The following is a 17360-nucleotide window of genomic DNA, read 5'->3' on the forward strand; positions in this document are numbered from 1 at the left end:
CGCTATCGTCAGGGCGAATGTGCACCTGCTGCTGAACTTCCAGCGCCGCGGCCAGTGGTTCGGTAAACACCGCCATTTCATCGGGCACCTCATCGGGCACAGGGTGCAGGTTGGCGATGGGCAGGGTGGTATATTCGGCAAACACACCGTTGCGCCCCCAAATACCCAACACGGTGCGGTTCTCGCAGTGGGTGGGGCGCCCGGCAAGGCACTGGGCACAATGCCCACAAGCCGCATTGATTTCGCCCACCACGCGGCGGCCTTCCCATGCCGGGGCAGCGGGCGCTCGCACCACCTCACCCACAAATTCATGCCCCAGCACACCGGTAAAGGGGTAATAACCCTTCACCATCTCCAGGTCGGTCGCACAGATACCCGCCAGCCGCACCCGCAGCAGCGCCTCTCCTGGCTGCAAGTCGGGCATGGGCAGGTCGGTGCGGTAAGTCAGCGTGCGATCTTCCAACCACAAGCCGCGCATGGGCACCTCCCGGGGCGGAAGCCCCTTAGAGCCGGGTCAACGCCAACGCGCTGCCCAGCGCCAGGAACGCCAGCCCCACAAAAGCCATCAGCGGCGAATTGAGCAGGCTGGCAATGACCGAAAGAAAGATCAACCCGCCCGGCAACATCATCGGTACGCCGAGCACTTTCTGCAAATCATACAAGACCAAGCTAAACCCTGCCAGCGCCAGCGCCTGAAGTGCCGCGCCCAGAAACGGCGAAGGGGGCACAAACGTAAACACCGCACTCATCGCCAACACCGCCGCCACCGCGCCCCACCGCGCCGCCCGCTGGCGGCGGTAAAGGCAAAAAACCCCATACGCCAGCACAGCCTGCGCCACGCCCCAAACCACCACCGTCCCCTGGCCTAAACCACGCCACCCCCACACCGTGATGCTCATCATCAAGACGGCATACACCACCGCCAGCACCAACCCTGCTGCCAGCCCGCCGCGGCAGGCCGCCAAACGAGGGCGCCGCGCAATGCTTGCCTTTCGACGCTTCTTTGCCATCGTGTGACCTCCTTAATGACGCTCCCCCGGTTACGGCCCCTCGCACGCCGTTGGTGGCACACTGGGCTCTCCATAACCGAGGCTACTCTAATTGTACCCGCAACAACGCGTGAGGGGCGGGAGAATCTCCCGCCCCCACACAAGGCTTCCCGTCCTGGCATCGTCAGGTCGCCTATTTCTGAGCCATCTCGTAGAGTTCTTTCTCCAGCCGGTCGATCTCTTCCATGCGGCCCTCGGCTTCCAGTTTCTCCAACCGAGAGAGATACATGTCTTCGGAAGACATCTTCACAATCTCGCTCGGTTTCACACCCACATTGCGGGCACCCCGGCGCACAGCCCAGAAGAACATGTAGAGCCAGAACGCCAGATAGAGAGCATAGATCAACACCTGCAGCACATGGCTGTGCGGGGCCAACAAGGCGGGCACGAAAGTGGTCGGAGCGTAAGGCATGCTCGCCATCAAGCCATCCCAGAAATCGCGGGCCAGCGTGTAGGGCAGGTAGCCGACATAGAAGAACGGCCAGATCAGCAAGCCCGTGATGTAAAGCAGGCCGGTGCGGCCGTAGTTACGGAACTCGCAGCCAATCATGAAGATGGTGCCCAAACCAAGCAGCAGGCCGCCGAAAATATCCATCGGCAGGGTGGTTTGCACCCGGATGCTGCTGGCGCTAATGCCCACCGTGTGGAATTCAGGGCCGACATAAGTGGCCGCAAACGCCTCAGTAGCCCAGTGGTGGCCTTCCATAATGCCGAAGAAGGCAAAAGCGATGAACATCACCAGGCCAGTGAGGAAGATGTGCAAACTCAGCGCCGAGAAAGGCTGGAACGAAACGAACACCGTGCGCAGCGAGTAGGGGATGCGCCAGCGGCGAGCCGACTGCACTTCACCCTTCTCCACTTCTCGCCCCAGTTCGGGGTTGATCAGGCCGCATTCGGTGCCGAAGCCGGTCTTGGCAACCGAAGTGCCCAGCAGCATCCCGACCACCAACAGCATGAAAATGTTGCCCAAATTCTTGCCGATGAGCATGCTGCCATAAATTTTGGTCTTCTCAATGCTGTCGGCCCATCCCATCTTCAGCGCGTAGCCGTTGCCAGCAAAGGCGTTGTAGATCACAACGACGACGATCACGCCCAAAATCACATACAAGGCATAGCGCAAGCCCTTGGAGTCTTTGACATCATCCGAGGCCGTCAGGCCATCGGCCCAGCCACGCTTTGCCGCCTCGAGGGTAAACCAAAGGGTTTCCTGACTCTTGAAATACTGCGAAAGGTTGAGGTTACGCAGCACCACAAACCCTACCAGGGCGCCGATGGTCGCCGAGGTCATCACGACCCAGCTTTTGAGGTTCATCGCCGCAAAGCCGCCCAAGAGGTGGTGCAGCGTGCAGCCGCCGGCTACACGGGTGCCCCATGCGAAGAGAAAAGCACCCAAAGCGACGAAGAAGAGCCCCTTCTTGGGATACTTCGCCCACGAGCGGAACTCGCCCTCCAGCCAGGCAAACGCCAGCGCCGCAACCATCGCGCCGATGATGACCCACTGAATGGAAGGCTGATAATCGGGCCTGGTGGCAATCAGGCTGCCACCGAAGAGGGTGCTTTCCACCCCTGCCAACATGCGGGCCATACCACTGGTGACCCCCACAAACTTGTGCTTGGGATGCCCCAAAGGCAAAAAGAGAAAGTTGATGATTTCAGCACTGGCCGTCAGCACACCTGCCGTCCACCACGGCCATTGGCGCTTCAGCCATCCCACGCCTTCATAACCGTTCTTGAACTTCGCCATCTTCCGAACCTCCTCCTTGAATCTTGGGCAAAAATGAGGCAAAATAAGACTTACCGATGCCAGGCTCTCATTTTGCTCTCACATTATAGAAGGGAAGCCCCCAAAAGCGTCGTCCCCAACTGCTTACAGATGCTATAATTGAAACTTATACCCTGCCCCTTGTGAGGCCCCCATGTCCCTCCTAACACCTTCCTGGCTGCGCGTCTTTCTGGCCGTCGCCGAGCACGGCAGTTTCAACAAAGCCGCCGAAGCCCTGTTGTTGACCCAGCCTGCCGTCAGCCAAAAAGTGCGCCAGTTGGAAGCCCTGCTGGGGGTAAAACTGTTCGAGCGCACGCCCCACGGCGCCCGGCTGACCAGTGAGGGGCACACCCTCCAGCGATACGCCCACGCGGTGCATTGGCTGCTGCTGGCCGCGGAAGACGCGCTGGCCGCGGGGCTGCACGACGCGCCGCTTACCCGCCACCTTCACCTCGGCAACACTCCTTCCCTCTCAGCCCACTGCTTCCCCGCGTGGCTCAAAACCTTCGTCGCCCAGCACCCCCACATCATGGTGCACCTGCACACAGCCACTACTTCTGAAATCGTGGCCGCGGTTGCCCGCCACACCCTCCACCTCGGCCTCATCGAGGGGGAACTTCCCGACGAAAAAGCGGTTGCCTACACCGTGTTGCAAGAGAGCCCCTTCGTGCTCATCACTCCACCCTCCGAGCCATGGATCGCCCATCAAACCCTACCCCTCAGCAGCCTGCACCAACAGCCTTTCATCGCGCGTCCCCCGCAGGCGCAAACGCGCCGCTGGATGGAAAACCTCTTCGCTCAACACCACACCCACCCCCGCATCATCGCCGAACTCGACCAACCCGACGCCATCAAAAAAGCAGTTTCCCACGGCATCGGCGTCTCGCTGCTGCCGGAGTGCATGCTCACCCCCGAAGACGCCCACCGCCTGCACATCATCACCCTCACTGACGCCCCGCTCAAACGCTACCTCAAAGCCATCTGGCCACAGGATATGCCCCTGCACCCTGCTGCGCTGGCTTTTCTGGAAACCCTGACATCCGAATTCCCTCACCTGCGCGAAGTCATCCAGCAGGCTCGCCACCCCGACTTCAAAGCCCTCTATCACCTGCTGGAACAAGGCAAAGCCTAAATGCAACTGACCGTCTCCCCCGCCAGCCGCCCCTTGCGCGGCGAACTGACCCTGCCGGGCGACAAATCGCTTTCCCATCGTGCGGCGCTCTTTGCCGCCCTGGCTCACGGCGAAAGCCGCATTGCCAACTTCCTGAACGCCGGTGTGACCCACCCCCTGCTGGAAGCCCTGCAAACACTCGGCATCCCGTGGAAGATGGAAGCCACGGCCCTGCGGGTGCGCGGCCGCGGCCTGGAAGGCATCCCACGCGCTGCCAGGGCGCCCAGGCTGCACTGCGGCCATTCGGCCACCACCATGCGCCTGCTGGCAGGCTTTCTGGCCGCCGCGGGGGCGCCCGCCGTGTTGGACGGCTCGCCAGGGCTGCGACGCCGCCCCATGCGGCGCGTCACAGCCCCCTTGCAGGCCATGGGTGTTCCCATTCACGACGCCGACGGCCACGCGCCGTTGATTTTAGAAGCCCGCCCTGCCAACCAGCCGCTACGCGGCCTGACCTACCGCCTGCCGGTGGCTTCAGCGCAGGTCAAAACCGCGCTCTTATTGGCCGCCCTGGCCGCTAACGCCCCCACCACCCTGACCGAACCCGCGCTTTCGCGCGACCACACCGAGCGCATGTTTGCTGCCTTAGGGCTGCCAGTGGAACGCCCTGCCCCCTTGACCGTGCGCCTCTCGCCGCCGATCCCCTCCCACATCCCGCCCCTGAATCTCAGCCTCCCGGGCGACATTTCCTCCGCGGCCTTCCCCCTCGCGGCCGCGGCCATTACCCCCGGCAGCCGCATCACCTTACGGGGGGTGCTCCTCAACCCCGGCCGCACCGGCTTCCTGGATGCGCTGCAACACATGGGTGCCGCGCTGGAAGTGACCCCGCGCGGCGAAACCTACGGCGAACCTTACGGCGACATTACCATCGCCTATACCCCCCACTTGCACGGCATCACCATCACAGGCGACCTGGTGGTACGCATGGTGGACGAATTTCCGGCTTTTGCGGTGGTGGCAGCCTTCGCCGAGGGAGAAACCGTCGTCCATGACGCAGCCGAACTCCGCCACAAGGAAAGCGACCGCATTGCCGCCATCGTCGGACGCTTGCAAACGCTGGGGGTCAACGCCGAAGCCTTGCCCGACGGCTTCCGCATTCACGGCGGGCAGCCGTGGCACGGCGGCGTGCTGGATGGCGGCGGCGACCATCGCATTGCCATGGCTTTTGCCGTGGCCGGGCTGGCGGCGCGTGCACCCATCACCGTGCAAGGGGCGGAAATCATCGCACAATCGTTCCCTTCTTTTGCCGAAAGCCTGCGCACTCTGGGTGCTCCCCTCACCCTCACCCCCTGAGACCCCACACCCGACCCTTGCCCCTTGACACCTGACGCCCGACACCTCCCCTCATGCCCTCCCCCCGAACTTTCTACGCCCTGGGCCTTCTCGGCTACCCGCTAAGCCACAGCCGCTCGCCGGAACTGCACCGCGGCTTTCTCAGGCGCTGCGGCCTCGCGGGGGAATACCGGCTATACGAAGTGCCGCCGGGACACCCCGAGGCACTTCGTGCCCACCTGGAAGCCCTCCGGCGCGAGGAAATCCACGGGTTGAACGTCACCATTCCCCACAAACAGCGCGTGCTGCCGTGGCTCGACGATTTCACCCCCGCAGCGGCTGCCATCGGCGCGGTCAACACCCTCTGGGCCGACCACGGCCGCCTGTGGGGCGACAACACCGATGCCCCCGGCTTCCTACACGACCTGCAGGCGCACTTCGGCGCCTGGGCAACCCGCCCCCACCGGGCGCTGGTGCTCGGCGCGGGCGGCGCGGCGCGCGCCGTCACTTACGCACTGCTGCAGGCAGGCTGGGAAGTAACCGTCGCCGCCCGGCAGCCTGCGCAAGCCGCCACGCTGTGCGCCGCCCTGAAAGCCGCCGCAAGCCATCCTTCCGGCGCGCTGTGCCGCCCTCTGCCGTGGGCGCAGCGCGCCACCCTCCTCCCACCGCCCGACCTTATCGTGAACGCCACCCCCCTGGGCATGGCCCCGCGCGCCGAAACCAGCCCCTGGCCTTCCGCAGCCGCTTTCCCGCCCCAGGCGCGAGTGTACGACCTGGTGTACAACCCTGCCGAAACCCGCCTGCTGCAACAGGCACGCGCCGCCGGCCTCGCGGCGGCCAACGGCTGGGGTATGCTGGTCGCCCAGGCCGCGCTGGCCTTTCGGCGCTGGACAGGCTGCGCTCCACTGGTTGACAACCTTCCCCAAAAGCCTTAAGATTACAGCGGAAGCTTTGGGGCGGCCGGGTGGTCGCGGCAGCCGTCAGGGCTGTCGAGGAAAGTCCGCACTCCACAGGGCATGGCGCCGGGTAACGCCCGGGAGGGGGTAACCCCTCGGATAGGGCCACAGAAACAAACCGCCAGCGGCCTGCGCTGCGGCGCAGGTGCGGGCAAGGGTGAAAAGGTGGGGTAAGAGCCCACCGGCGCGTCGGGTAACCGGCGCGGCCAGGCAACCCCCGCCAGGAGCAAGGCCAAGCAGGGGCAAAGGCGGCCGCGTGCCGCCGGGGTGTGGCCCGCACCCCTCGAGCCCCGGGTAGGCCGCACCGAGCCGAGGCGGTAACGCCCCGGCCCAGACAGATGACCACCCAGGCAGGTTCCCCTGCTGGACAGAATGCGGCTTACAGGCCGCCCCAGGGCTTTCCCCTACGCTGATGCGCGAGGCATACCCATGACTTCATCGCCTGAAGACCTGCTTTTCATGCTCATCGCCCAAGGCGGCCCGCTGGACGGCATGCGCTGGACGGTAGAACGCCCCATCACCATCGGGCGCGACCCGGCCTGCGACATCGTCATTCCCGACCGGCAGGTCTCGCGCCGCCATGCTCGCCTTGCCCCCACCTCGCGCGGGCTGCTGCTCGAAGACCTGCGCAGCAAAAACGGCACCCACCTGAACGGGACGCGCGTGGCCGCGCCAGTGCGCTTAGAAGACGGCGACGTGGTGCAAATTGCCCTCGCCCAACGCTTTCTGGTCGCCAGTTCCGACGCCACGCTGCCGCTGGATGCCGCCGAGAGCGCCTCGCCACCCACCCACAAAGCCCTGCGCCTCGACCCGGCAACCCACCAGGTGTGGCTGCGCGGGCAGGAAATCTTTCCGCCGCTCTCCGCAGCCCAGTTCCGCCTGCTCACCACGCTCTACCGGCGGGAAGGCGAGGTCGTGCCGCGCGAAGAAATCATCCGCGCGGTGTGGGGCGAAGAAGCCATCGGCATCTCTAACCAGGCGCTGGATGCCCTGGTGCGCCGTCTGCGCGACCGCCTGGCTGCCGTCGACCCCGCTCACGCCTACATCGTTACCGTGCGCGGGCACGGCCTGCGCCTGGACAACCCGGAAATCCCTTAATCGCCACAGGGCCGAGCCACAGGAAGACCACGGCAGCAATCCCTCAACCTCTAAAAAACAGCCCCTCGTTGTGAGGGGCTGTGCTCTATTCTTCGGCTTCAGTGGCGTCCGCCTTGGCTTCGGGCGGGGCTTCCGCTTCGGCAGGCGGGGCTTCCTCGGCGGGCAACTGCTCTTCCATGCGAATCTGCCCGCGCAAGAAAGCGCCCTCCTCGGTGGCAAACGAAGTGGTCACCACATCACCCCACACACGGCCGGTGCGCCGAATTTCCACCCGTTCTGCCACAATGTTGCCCTTGAAAATGCCCGCCACGATGATCGTTTTCGCGCGAGCCTCTTCACACGTCACACGCCCGCTTTCTGCCACCACCAGCAGGCCATCGAAATCAATCTCACCTTCAAACGAGCCTTCCACTCGAATGCCACCGCGGCCGGTGATGCGGCCCTTGACCCGCACCTCCGGCCCCAGCACCGAGGTCACCCGCCCTAACGGCGCGGCGGGGGGTGGGGCAGCAGTGGCTTCTTCACTTGCAGGAATGCGGCGTCCACCACGACGAAACATGTTCAGTCACTCACCTTTTCCACGAGTTTTTCGAGGGCATCCGGGTCGGGGAAACCCATCACATTATACCCCGCATCCACATACAGCACCTCGCCGGTAATGCGGCGCGCCATATCGGAAGCCAGGAACACCGCCGCGTGGCCGATATCTTCGGTGGTGATGTCTTCCTTGAGGGGCGAAAGTTCCAAAATGGTCTTGTAAAGCGAGCGGAACCCCGCAATCCCCGCGGCCGAAAGGGTGCGGATGGGCCCGGCGGAAATGGCATTGACCCGCAGCCCCATCCTGCCCAGGTCATAAGCCAGATAGCGCACACTGGCTTCCAGTGCGGCTTTGGCAACGCCCATGACGTTGTAGTGCGGCACCACCTTGACCCCGCCGTAATAAGTCATGGTCAGCAAAGCACCGCCCGGCGGCATCAGCGGCTGGAAAGCCCGGGCCAGGGCGGTGAACGAATAGACGCTCACGTCCATTGCCGTGTGGAAGCCGCTGCGGCTGGTCTGGTAATACGGCCGGGCAAGGTCTTCCCGCTCGGCATAAGCCACCGCATGCACGAGGATGTCGATATGCCCAAAATAGGCCTTGGCCTTTTCCACCAGGGCTTCAATCTGGTCGTCTTGGGTCACATCGCACGGTTCGACGAAAGTGCAGCCGATTTCATCGGCCAGTTTACGCACCCGCCGCTCCAACGCCGGGCCAGCGTAGCTCAGGCCAATGTGTGCGCCTTCCCGCTGGAATGCCTGCGTAATGCCCCAGGCAATGGAACGGTTGTTTGCAACGCCGAAAATCAAGGCATTTTTGCCTTCCAGTAAACCCATCTTTGCCTCCTTGTTTCGTCAGGGCTGGGTGATATGCACGCGAAACCGCCAGGGGATGCTCTTCCACGGCTCCGGCACTGTGTTTAAACCCACACGCGGCCCAATGGTCACGCTTTCGTCGGAGAAAGTGCGGTCGAACTCCAGAAAGAGGTCGGCATCAGGGGCGCAGAGGTCTGCACCGTGGTAGCGGCCATCAATGGCCAGGGCCTGGCAGAGTTTGGCGGGGCCATTGGTCCATTCGCGGCGGGGGCGGCCGCGGCGGCGGGCGGCGATGAGGTCTAACCCTTCCAGCGGCCACAGCGCCCGCACCAGCACCGCCGCGGGGAAGCCTTCCCGCTCGGTGACGACATTGAAAAGCCAGTGCATGCCGTAAGTGAAGTAAACGTAAGCATGCCCCGGCGGGCCATACATCACCGCGGTGCGCGGCGTGCGCCCGGCGCGGGCATGGCAGCCCTGGTCTTCCTCGCCGATGTAGGCTTCAGTTTCCACGACGATGCCCGCCACCCGGCGGCCATCGGCTTCCCGATGCACCAGGCGCGCCCCCAAAAGGTCACGCGCCACTTCCAGCGTGGGGCGGGCGAAAAAAGCCCGGGGAACGCGTTCACCCATTCAGTGCGCCTCCAGCACGCGCGGCAACTCGCCAATCCGGCGGATGACCGGGTTTTGTGCTTCGGGGAACAGCGCCAAAGGATCGAGCAACACCGGCAGCAACCCGGCACGTCGCGCACCCACAATGTCGGCGTAGTAGTTGTCGCCTACATAGGCGGCCTGGTGAGGCGGCACGCCGGCCGTTTCGGCAGCCTTCAGGAAGGCTTCCGGTGCCGGTTTCCACACCCCCACCTCGCCCGCCACCAGGGCAAAATCGAGGTAATCGGCCAGACCGATCTCTTCCAGGTAGCCGTTGAGGGGCTCGCGGCGGTTGGTAAACAACCCCAACCGATAGCCTTGCTGCCGCAGCCTTTGCAGGGTGGGGAGGACGTCTTCGGGCACCACGTCTTGCACAATCTCTTGCAAATGGTTGAGGCGGTGGAACAGTGGCTCGGCCAGGCGGTCGGCACAGGCGGCGTCGCAGCCCAGGCGAAGCAAACGCTCGCGATTGTAGCCAATCCAGAACTTGTCGCTTTCGCCATAGGTGCGCAACAAGCGGTGCAACTCATCGGAACCTGCCCAAAAGTAATGCGCCCAGCGTTGCACCCTCCATTCGTCTTCAGGCGTGGGGTGCGCTCCCAGCGCCTTGGCCTCGCGGATGAAAATTTCCTCCCAACGCGGGCGGGAAACGCGCAAAGTGCCATCCAGGTCGAAGATTACGGCTTGGATACTCAAGAAAAACCTCCCAACAGCGGCATCAGCCGCCAATTTGGCTCATGGTACGGTCCTGCGGGGCTTCCCCTTGGGCCAGGCCATGCCCCCAAGGCTTGCGCCAGGCTGCAGTAGCTATCAAGCGGCGCAAGTCTTCATCCGAAGCGCCTTCCCGCAGCGGTGTGAGGAGATCCACTTCGTCTTCCCGCAACAGGCAAAGGCGCAGGTGGCCGTCGGCGGTCAGACGCAGACGGGTGCAGGCCGCGCAAAACGGCTGGCTGACGGAGGCAATGAAGCCGACCTGCCCACGCGCTCCCGGCAGCCGAAAGAGGCGGGCTTCGCCGTCCAGCCGCCCGCCATCCACCGGCTCCAGCGGCCCTAACGCGGCCTCGATGCGCACTTTCATCTGCTCAGCCGTGACCAACATCAGCCGCTGGAAGTCGGTAGCCCCGGCAAACGGCATCATCTCAATGAAACGCACCTGCCAGGGGTGTTCCACCGTCAAGCGCGCCATTTCCACGACGTCTTCCTCGTTATAGCCGCGCACCACCACCGCGTTGATTTTGACGGGCTGCAACCCGGCCTCTTCGGCAGCGTGGATGCCATCGAGCACGTCTTCGATGTCGCCCCAACGGGTCAAACGGCGGAACTTGCCTGCGTGCAGCGTATCGAGGCTGACATTGACGCGGTTCAACCCCGCCTCGGCGAGCGGTTGCGCCAGCCGGCTCAACAAGATGCCGTTGGTCGTCATCGTGATTTCGCGAATGCCGGGCGTGTGACGAATGCCGCGCACCAGTTCCACCACGTTCGGGCGCACGGTCGGCTCACCGCCCGTAAGGCGAATTTTATCCACACCCAGCGAGGCAAAAATACGCACCAGGCGCAAGATTTCGTCATCCTGCATCAGCGCCGCGTTGGGCACGAAGGTCATATCTTCGGGCATGCAATACACGCAGCGCAGGTTGCAGCGATCGGTCAGGCTAATGCGAAGGTAATGTAAACGGCGTCCAAAGCGGTCGTAGGGCATGGGGGTCCATTCGGCCAGAGGGGTTGGCGCAGGTTTCAGGCGTTCTCAGCAGCAGCGGCGGCGATGGCAACGAACTGGTCGGCTTTCAGGCTGGCGCCGCCTACCAGCGCGCCGTCAATGTCGGGCTGGGCAAAGAAAGGCGCTGCGTTGTGAGGCTTCACCGAGCCACCGTAAAGCACCCGCACAGCCTCGGCGGTTTCGGCCCCAAACAGGTCGGCCAGGGTGGCGCGAATGATATCTTTGACCACCCGGTTGGCCTCTTCGGGCGTGGCAGCCTTGCCCGTGCCAATGGCCCACACCGGCTCGTAGGCCAGCACCATCGCGGCCACCGCGTCGGCAGGGAAGCCGGCCAAAGCACCGCGCACCTGCCGCGTGATGACCGCCTCGGTCTGCCCGGCTTCGCGCTCGGCCAGGGTCTCACCCACGCAAACAATGGGGGTCAGGTCGTGCTTCAAAGCCGCCTCCACCTTACGGTGCACGGTTTCGTCGGTTTCCCCAAAGTAGGCCCGGCGCTCAGAGTGCCCCAAGATCACGAAGCGGGCAAACTCGGCCACCATGCGCGGGGAAACCTCGCCGGTGAACGCCCCTTCCTCTTCCCAGTGCATGTTTTGGGCGCCCAGGCCAATGTCGGTGCCGGCCAGCATGGCGGCCACAGGCAGCAGCGCGGGGAAAGGCGGGCAAAGCACCTTCTCCACGCCCTCCACAGCCTGCAGGCCATCCAGCATTTCGGAAACCAGCAGGCGGGCCTCTTCCACAGTTTTGTGCATCTTCCAGTTTCCAGCAACAAAGGGCTTACGCATCGCAACCTCCTGAAAAGGGCGCGCGGTGGGCATCAAGGCTGCTTAGAAAACAACGCTTTGTCTTCACGAGCCACCTTGAACGCCCACGCGGGCATCTGTTCGGCATGGTCAAACACCCTTTGCAACAAAGCAAGGGCTCTCCGACTATCGTGTTCCACGAAAAACGCCCGCTCGGCATCGACCAGCAACACTTCGGGCAGGTCGGGGTGGGCCTTCTTCAAAGGCAAGAAAAAGCGGTCGCCGGTTTCGACATTGCCAGCGACAAGGTAATTGTAACGGGCATAGGCTGCCGCCGCCAGTTGCGGGTTGACGGCGCTTAAAGCCTGGAAAGGCAAATGGCGGGGGAAATCCTGGGTGAGGGCAGCGTCGAAAACCAGCCCCCGCAACGCCTCTTCGCGGTCGCGACGGTCCTGCGGCGGAGAAACGGTATAAGCCGCCAGGCCAAGCCGGGCTGCTGGCAAAGTGTAACCATCGTGTGCCAGTTCCTCGGCTGTATCGGCCAGCACCTGCCAGTCGCGACGCTGGCGCGCCAGGGTAATGCCCTCTTCCAACGTCTCCCACGCGGGGTGCTGGTGTTCCCACGCCTGGGCCGCCAAAGCCAGCCAGACCTCGGGCGACTGTGGGGCGTCTTTCACAGCCTGCACAGCGCCCGCCAGGGCTGGGTCGTCGAGCACCGCCGCAGGGATTGCATCCAACGCCGCCGAAGGCTGTGCCGTGGCAGTATGGTGAGGCGCTTCTGAGGAAGGCAGGGCAGTGTGCGAAGTCTGGCGCGCCCACCACAGCGCGCCAGCGGCCAACCCCACCAGCACCACGACACCCAACACCCCCCACACCCAGCGGCGGCTGCGGCGCGACGAAGCGGCAGGCTCCGGCGGTGTTTCAGCAGAGGGGCGCTCCCCCGAAGATGCGCCCGCTGACGCTGCCGGCAATGTCGCCACGGTTGGGGCAACGGAGGTTCCCGTGGCCGGCAACGTGGCCGCACCAGCAGGTGCATTGCCGAGGGTGTTCACCAGACCGCGCGGCGGCTCTGCCGGCATGGCCTGGAAACCGTCGGCTTCGGCCAGGGCCTGCTGCAAGGCTTCCATCAAGGCGGGCACATCGGCAAAGCGGTCTTCGGGCTGCTTCGCCAACGCTTTGAGCAACACCCGTTCAAGCGCAGGCGGCAGGTTGGGGTTGAGGTCGCGCGGGCGGGGCAGGGGGGCGTAAATGTGGTCGTGGATGATGGCATAAGGTGTATCGGCATTGTAAGGCACCCGCCCCAGCAGCATTTCGTAGAGCATCACCCCAAAAGCATAGATGTCGGTGCGGGCATCGAGATCGCCCTTGCCCAACGCCTGCTCAGGGGAAATATACTGCGGCGTGCCCAGCAAACGGTCGCTGGAAAGGGTAGATTCCCCGGCCTGGGCGATGCGCGCCAGCCCAAAATCGGTGAGGTAAATGCGGCCATCGGTGCTGAGGAGCACATTGGAAGGCTTGACATCGCGGTGAAGCACGCCCTGCTCGTGAGCATACGTCAATGCCGCGCCGACTGCTTCGGCAATTCGGCCAATTTCATCCAGGGTCAGGGGACCGCGTTGCAAGCGCGCTTTCAGCGTCTCGCCTTCCACAAACTTCATCACCAAATAAGGGCGTCCCTCGTGCTCGCTGAAGTCATACACCGGCACAATGTTGGGGTGGTCGAGGCGCGCGACCACCCGCGCCTCACGCCGGAAGCGTTCCAGAAAATTGGGGTCTTCCATAAACGCAGGGTGCAATGCCTTCAGCGCGACATAGCGGTCCAGTGCGGGATGATACGCTTTGTACACCGTCGCCATGCCGCCCTGCCCCAATTGTTCCAAAATCTGATAAGGGCCGACTTGAGCACCTGGCATGAAAGCCATCACAATCTCCTTTTGCTTTCGCGGCTACGGCTGCACGAAAGTCAACGTCCAGCCGCCCCAAAAACGGGAGCCTTCGTCGGTCTGACACTCGCGGGGGCGCAAATCGGTCACCGCCACGCCATAAGCTGGGCGCACCTGATACACCTCATCCTGCACCATGAGAAAATCGGCATAACCGAGGTCCACATCGGGCTTGAGGCCCGTGTAAATGCGCTCATCACCGCCCAGCCAGTGGATGTTGATTTCCACGCCGGGCAAAGGGTTGCCGGCCGCATCGCGCACGAAAATGCGCAACAGCGGGCCACCGTCGGGGTCGCAATAGGGCTTGAGCGCCCGCAGCACCAACGGCGCGCCGGCCGTGCTGACGGGCTGAGGGGTGCGGGTGGGCAAGGGGGTCGGCGTAGGGGGCAAGGTAGGGAAGCCCGAAGGCACCGGGGAAGGCGTCGCGCCGCGGGTAGGGGAAGCCATCGCCACCAGGGTGGGCGTGGCCGCAGGGGGCGCGGTCGCCGAGGCGCTTGCAGTCCCCACCGCGAGGGAAGCCGTCACAGGCAGCCGCGCGCCTGGCGCCTGCCCCAGCGCAGCCGCCAATTCTCCCAACGCGTGGACTTCTGCCGGGGGCCTGCCAGCGGCCAGCGCCCGCTGCGCCTGGGCTGCTAACGCCTCGGCAGGCTGGCTTTCCCCTAACAAACGCAACCGAGCCCGCGCACGCGGCAGGTTGTGGTCATAAGCATACGCCCGGGCAATCAACGCCCGGTAGGCTTCTTTGAAATCCGGCCGCAGGGTATCGGGCGCCGTTTCGGTGTAACGCACCGGAAACACCACCCACGCCAGGAACAACCCCACCCCCAGCCCCAGCAGCAAGCCGGTCAGCAAAAACCACGGCCGACGACGGTTCATGGGCTGCTTCCCTCCACCGGCTGGGATTGCAACGCGGCAAGCAATTGCTGCAGGGCGTAGAGATCTTGTGAAGCATAGCCATGCGCTGTGCCAAAAGTGATGGCCGCCTGCACCGAAGCAGCAGGGTCGTCTCCCAACAACGCCAGCGCCCGGCGGGCAGCGGGCAAATCGCCATCGGCCTGGTAGGCTTCCGCGACCATGAGAACGTAATCGGCCTTGTAGTCGGCCCGCAGCGTATTGGGCGCGGTATCCACATACGCCACCGGGCTGACCACCCAGCCGTAATACAACCCCAGCCCCACCCCCACCGCTATTGCTACCAGGAAAGCCAGCCAGCGCGCACTTCGGGATTGCATTTCACTTATCCTTCACAACCACAACCTTGACCTCGCCGTGGGCTTCATCTTCATCCTTGACGAACAGCCCCAACACAATGGCAACCAGGCTGGTCACCACGCCACCCCAAAAGGCCGCCCAAAAGCCATCAACCGTGAAGCCCACCCCGAAACGAGAGCCAATCCATCCGGCCAGGGCAAACATCGACGCGTTGATAATCAGCGTAAACAGTCCCAGCGTCAGCACAATCAGCGGGCAGGTAAGAAGTTTGAGCAACGGGCGCAGCAAGGCATTGACCACCCCAAAAATCAACGCCAGCCACAGGTAAGCGTACCAGTGGGTGCTTTGCGGATGCACCCCCGGCACAATTTTGACCGCAACGTAGAGTGCGATGGCGTTGACAACCAGTCGAAGAAGAAAGCGCTTCATAAACAGCCTCCGTCAAGGGGCAGGTTGCAGGATACAAGTTGCAGGATGCAGGATGCAGGATGCAAGTTGCAAGGTGCAGGTTGCAAGGTGCAGGTTGCAAGGTGCAGATTAGCGGTAAAGCCGCCATTCCTGAATGAGCGCGTAAACCGCTTCCGGCAGGTAATAGCGAATGGGCGCGCCCTTGGCAGCGCGTTCCCGCAGTTCACGGGCGGCAATTTGCAATAACGGCGCATTGACAAAACGCACCTTGCTCACCACGCCCGGAAGGCAAGATTCCGCGATCGTCAAATCAATTTCATCACCGGGGCGGCGCATGATGCCGAGTTCGTCGCACAGGTCCAGGAATTCCCGCACACGGTGCCATGTAGGTAGGCCGTGGAGGGAATCACCGCCCATCAAATAGACCCACTGGGCGTGCGGCTGAGACGCCCGCAGCAGGCGCATGGTATCCACGGCGTAGTGGGGGCCCGGGCGCTCAATATCCACCGTGCTGAGTTCAAAGGCCGGATTATCGCCAATGGCAGCCAGCACCATTGCCGCACGCCGCGGCCAGGGCGTATGTGGCATGTTGCGCTTGTGCGGTGGGTCGGGCGTGAGCACCCACAGCACCTTGTCCAACCCCAACTGGAAATGCGCCTCGGCGGCCAGAATGAGGTGCCCGAGATGCGGCGGATCGAACGTGCCACCGAACACACCAATCCGCATCGGTCGGCTCATAGGGAAGCCTCCTCGCGCCATTCCAGTTCATAATCGCCGATGAAGACGGTATCGCCTTCCTGCACACCGGCCTCGCGCAGCGCCGCCTCAATGCCCAAAGCAGCCAAAATGCGGTGAAAACGCCGCACCGACTCATCGTATTCCCAATAAGTCATCGCCGCAGCGCGTTCCAGCGCAGGGCAATGCACCCGGAAGCCCTCCGACAGGCGCTCGATGGTAAACGCCCGCGGGTCTTCTTCGGGGCGATAAACCGGCACAGCATCGGCTTCAGCAGGAGGCACCGGCGGCAAGGTATCCAAAATCTCGGCCGCTCGCCACAGCACTTGCTTCACCCCTTCGCCGGTCACCGCCGAAACAGGGAAAACCTGATAGCCGCGCGCCTTCAGCGCGGCTTCCACCTCGGGCCAGCGCTCGGCCACTTCGGGCAAATCCATCTTGTTGAAAGCCACCACTTGCGGCTTTTCTGCCAGATCGGGGTCAAACAACGCCAGTTCGGTGTTGATCTGCGCGAAATCAACCAGGGGGTCGGTCGAAAGGCCATCGAGCAAATGAATGAGCACCCGCGTCCGCTGAACGTGGCGCAGGAAGTCGTGCCCCAACCCAATGCCCTGGTGCGCGCCCTCAATCAGGCCGGGAATGTCGGCCAGCACGAGGGTTTTATCAACATCCAGTTGCGCCACACCCAAATTAGGGGTAATGGTCGTAAAGGGGTAAGGGGCGATCTTGGGCTTGGCGTTGGTGACCCGGCTCAGGAAAGTCGATTTACCGGCATTTGGCACCCCCACAAGCCCCACGTCGGCGATGAGTTTGAGTTCCAGCCGCAGGTGCCGTTCCTGGCCTGGCTCGCCGCGCTCGGCCAGGCGGGGCACCCGGTTGCGGGAGGAGGCAAAATGCACGTTGCCCCGTCCGCCGCGACCGCCTCTGGCCACCACGAGGCGCTGGCCTGGCTCGGTCAGGTCGCCCAGCAGTTCACCGGTGTCGGCGTCGTACACCACGGTGCCGGGAGGCACAGGCACCACCAGCGGCGAGGCCGACTTCCCGCTCATGCGTGCCGGGCCGCCGCGCCCGCCATCTTTGGCGATGAAGCGCTTCTGAAAACGAAAATGTGCCAAAGTGTTGAGGTGCGGGTTGACCTCCAGCACCACATCGCCGCCACGGCCCCCATCGCCGCCATCAGGACCGCCCTTAGGCACGTACTTCTCACGGCGAAAATGCACCATCCCATCGCCGCCTTTACCCGAGCGGACGAGAATTTGCGCTTCGTCAATAAACTGCGTCATAACAGCCAAAACCTTC

General features: G+C 63.6%; 19 protein-coding genes and 1 other RNA gene. 5 read left to right on the forward strand and 15 right to left on the reverse strand.

Annotation, left to right across the window (positions count from 1 at the left end; all coding sequences use genetic code 11):
• The 3 genes from ENJ54_05415 to ENJ54_05425 all read right to left on the reverse strand — a co-directional run.
• Window positions 1–478: alcohol dehydrogenase (locus tag ENJ54_05415; protein ID HFC09275.1), on the reverse strand; the 478-nt coding region annotated here is incomplete at its 3' end.
• 25 nt (window positions 479–503) lie between these two features.
• Window positions 504–1010, reverse strand: a complete 507-nt coding sequence (locus ENJ54_05420; GenBank protein HFC09276.1) for a hypothetical protein — start codon at window positions 1008–1010, stop codon at window positions 504–506.
• Between the two features lie 172 nt (window positions 1011–1182).
• Window positions 1183–2793 (reverse strand): hypothetical protein, encoded by a 1611-nt coding sequence (locus ENJ54_05425; GenBank protein HFC09277.1) that lies wholly within the window; start codon window positions 2791–2793, stop codon window positions 1183–1185.
• A 172-nt stretch (window positions 2794–2965) separates the two neighbouring features.
• On the opposite strand from ENJ54_05425, the gene ENJ54_05430 reads away from it, so the two are divergent.
• From ENJ54_05430 to ENJ54_05450, 5 genes are all read left to right on the forward strand, one after another.
• Window positions 2966–3943 carry a LysR family transcriptional regulator gene (locus tag ENJ54_05430; protein HFC09278.1) on the forward strand — a complete coding sequence of 326 codons (978 nt, stop codon included), beginning with the start codon at window positions 2966–2968 and terminating at the stop codon, window positions 3941–3943.
• The gene (aroA, locus tag ENJ54_05435) at window positions 3944–5272 is read left to right on the forward strand and encodes a 3-phosphoshikimate 1-carboxyvinyltransferase (GenBank protein ID HFC09279.1); all 1329 of its coding nucleotides are present in this window, start codon (window positions 3944–3946) and stop codon (window positions 5270–5272) included. It begins immediately after the preceding gene.
• Window positions 5273–5325: 53 nt separating this feature from the next.
• Window positions 5326–6186: a shikimate dehydrogenase gene (aroE, locus tag ENJ54_05440; GenBank protein ID HFC09280.1), complete on the forward strand. Its 861-nt coding sequence runs from the start codon at window positions 5326–5328 to the stop codon at window positions 6184–6186.
• 17 nt (window positions 6187–6203) lie between these two features.
• Window positions 6204–6605, forward strand: an RNA gene (gene rnpB, locus ENJ54_05445) — RNase P RNA component class A.
• A gap of 31 nt (window positions 6606–6636) precedes the next feature.
• Window positions 6637–7305 carry an FHA domain-containing protein gene (locus ENJ54_05450; GenBank protein HFC09281.1) on the forward strand — a complete coding sequence of 223 codons (669 nt, stop codon included), beginning with the start codon at window positions 6637–6639 and terminating at the stop codon, window positions 7303–7305.
• An 85-nt stretch (window positions 7306–7390) separates the two neighbouring features.
• Here the strand turns inward: ENJ54_05450 and ENJ54_05455 are convergent, their stop codons facing one another.
• From ENJ54_05455 to obgE, 12 genes are all read right to left on the reverse strand, one after another.
• Window positions 7391–7864 (reverse strand): hypothetical protein, encoded by a 474-nt coding sequence (locus ENJ54_05455; GenBank protein ID HFC09282.1) that lies wholly within the window; start codon window positions 7862–7864, stop codon window positions 7391–7393.
• Window positions 7865–7866: 2 nt separating this feature from the next.
• Window positions 7867–8679 (reverse strand): enoyl-ACP reductase, encoded by an 813-nt coding sequence (locus ENJ54_05460; GenBank protein HFC09283.1) that lies wholly within the window; start codon window positions 8677–8679, stop codon window positions 7867–7869.
• Window positions 8680–8697: 18 nt separating this feature from the next.
• The gene (locus ENJ54_05465; protein HFC09284.1) at window positions 8698–9288 is read right to left on the reverse strand and encodes a DNA-3-methyladenine glycosylase; all 591 of its coding nucleotides are present in this window, start codon (window positions 9286–9288) and stop codon (window positions 8698–8700) included.
• Window positions 9289–10035, reverse strand: a complete 747-nt coding sequence (locus ENJ54_05470; GenBank protein ID HFC09285.1) for an HAD family hydrolase — start codon at window positions 10033–10035, stop codon at window positions 9289–9291.
• Entirely contained in the window at window positions 10025–11005 is a 981-nt protein-coding gene (moaA, locus tag ENJ54_05475; protein HFC09286.1) for a GTP 3',8-cyclase MoaA, read from the reverse strand. Before moaA ends, ENJ54_05470 begins: the two co-directional genes overlap by 11 nt.
• A gap of 35 nt (window positions 11006–11040) precedes the next feature.
• The gene (locus tag ENJ54_05480; protein HFC09287.1) at window positions 11041–11805 is read right to left on the reverse strand and encodes a triose-phosphate isomerase; all 765 of its coding nucleotides are present in this window, start codon (window positions 11803–11805) and stop codon (window positions 11041–11043) included.
• A gap of 32 nt (window positions 11806–11837) precedes the next feature.
• The gene (locus ENJ54_05485; GenBank protein ID HFC09288.1) at window positions 11838–13685 is read right to left on the reverse strand and encodes a serine/threonine protein kinase; all 1848 of its coding nucleotides are present in this window, start codon (window positions 13683–13685) and stop codon (window positions 11838–11840) included.
• A 24-nt stretch (window positions 13686–13709) separates the two neighbouring features.
• On the reverse strand, window positions 13710–14582 hold the full coding sequence (locus ENJ54_05490; protein HFC09289.1) for a hypothetical protein: 873 nt from the start codon (window positions 14580–14582) through the stop codon (window positions 13710–13712).
• A complete protein-coding gene (locus ENJ54_05495) occupies window positions 14579–14938 on the reverse strand; it encodes a hypothetical protein (GenBank protein ID HFC09290.1) in 360 nt (119 codons plus the stop codon). The genes ENJ54_05490 and ENJ54_05495 overlap by 4 nt, the downstream gene beginning before the upstream one ends.
• A gap of 1 nt (window position 14939) precedes the next feature.
• Window positions 14940–15347, reverse strand: a complete 408-nt coding sequence (locus tag ENJ54_05500; GenBank protein ID HFC09291.1) for a phage holin family protein — start codon at window positions 15345–15347, stop codon at window positions 14940–14942.
• 108 nt (window positions 15348–15455) lie between these two features.
• Window positions 15456–16085 carry a nicotinate (nicotinamide) nucleotide adenylyltransferase gene (nadD, locus tag ENJ54_05505; GenBank protein HFC09292.1) on the reverse strand — a complete coding sequence of 210 codons (630 nt, stop codon included), beginning with the start codon at window positions 16083–16085 and terminating at the stop codon, window positions 15456–15458.
• On the reverse strand, window positions 16061–17344 hold the full coding sequence (gene obgE, locus ENJ54_05510; GenBank protein ID HFC09293.1) for a GTPase ObgE: 1284 nt from the start codon (window positions 17342–17344) through the stop codon (window positions 16061–16063). The genes nadD and obgE overlap by 25 nt, the downstream gene beginning before the upstream one ends.
• Window positions 17345–17360 lie beyond the last annotated feature (16 nt).

The sequence above is a fragment of the Chloroflexota bacterium genome (genome assembly GCA_011322445.1).
In the GTDB taxonomy this organism is placed as follows: Bacteria; Chloroflexota; Anaerolineae; order Anaerolineales; family DRMV01; genus DRMV01.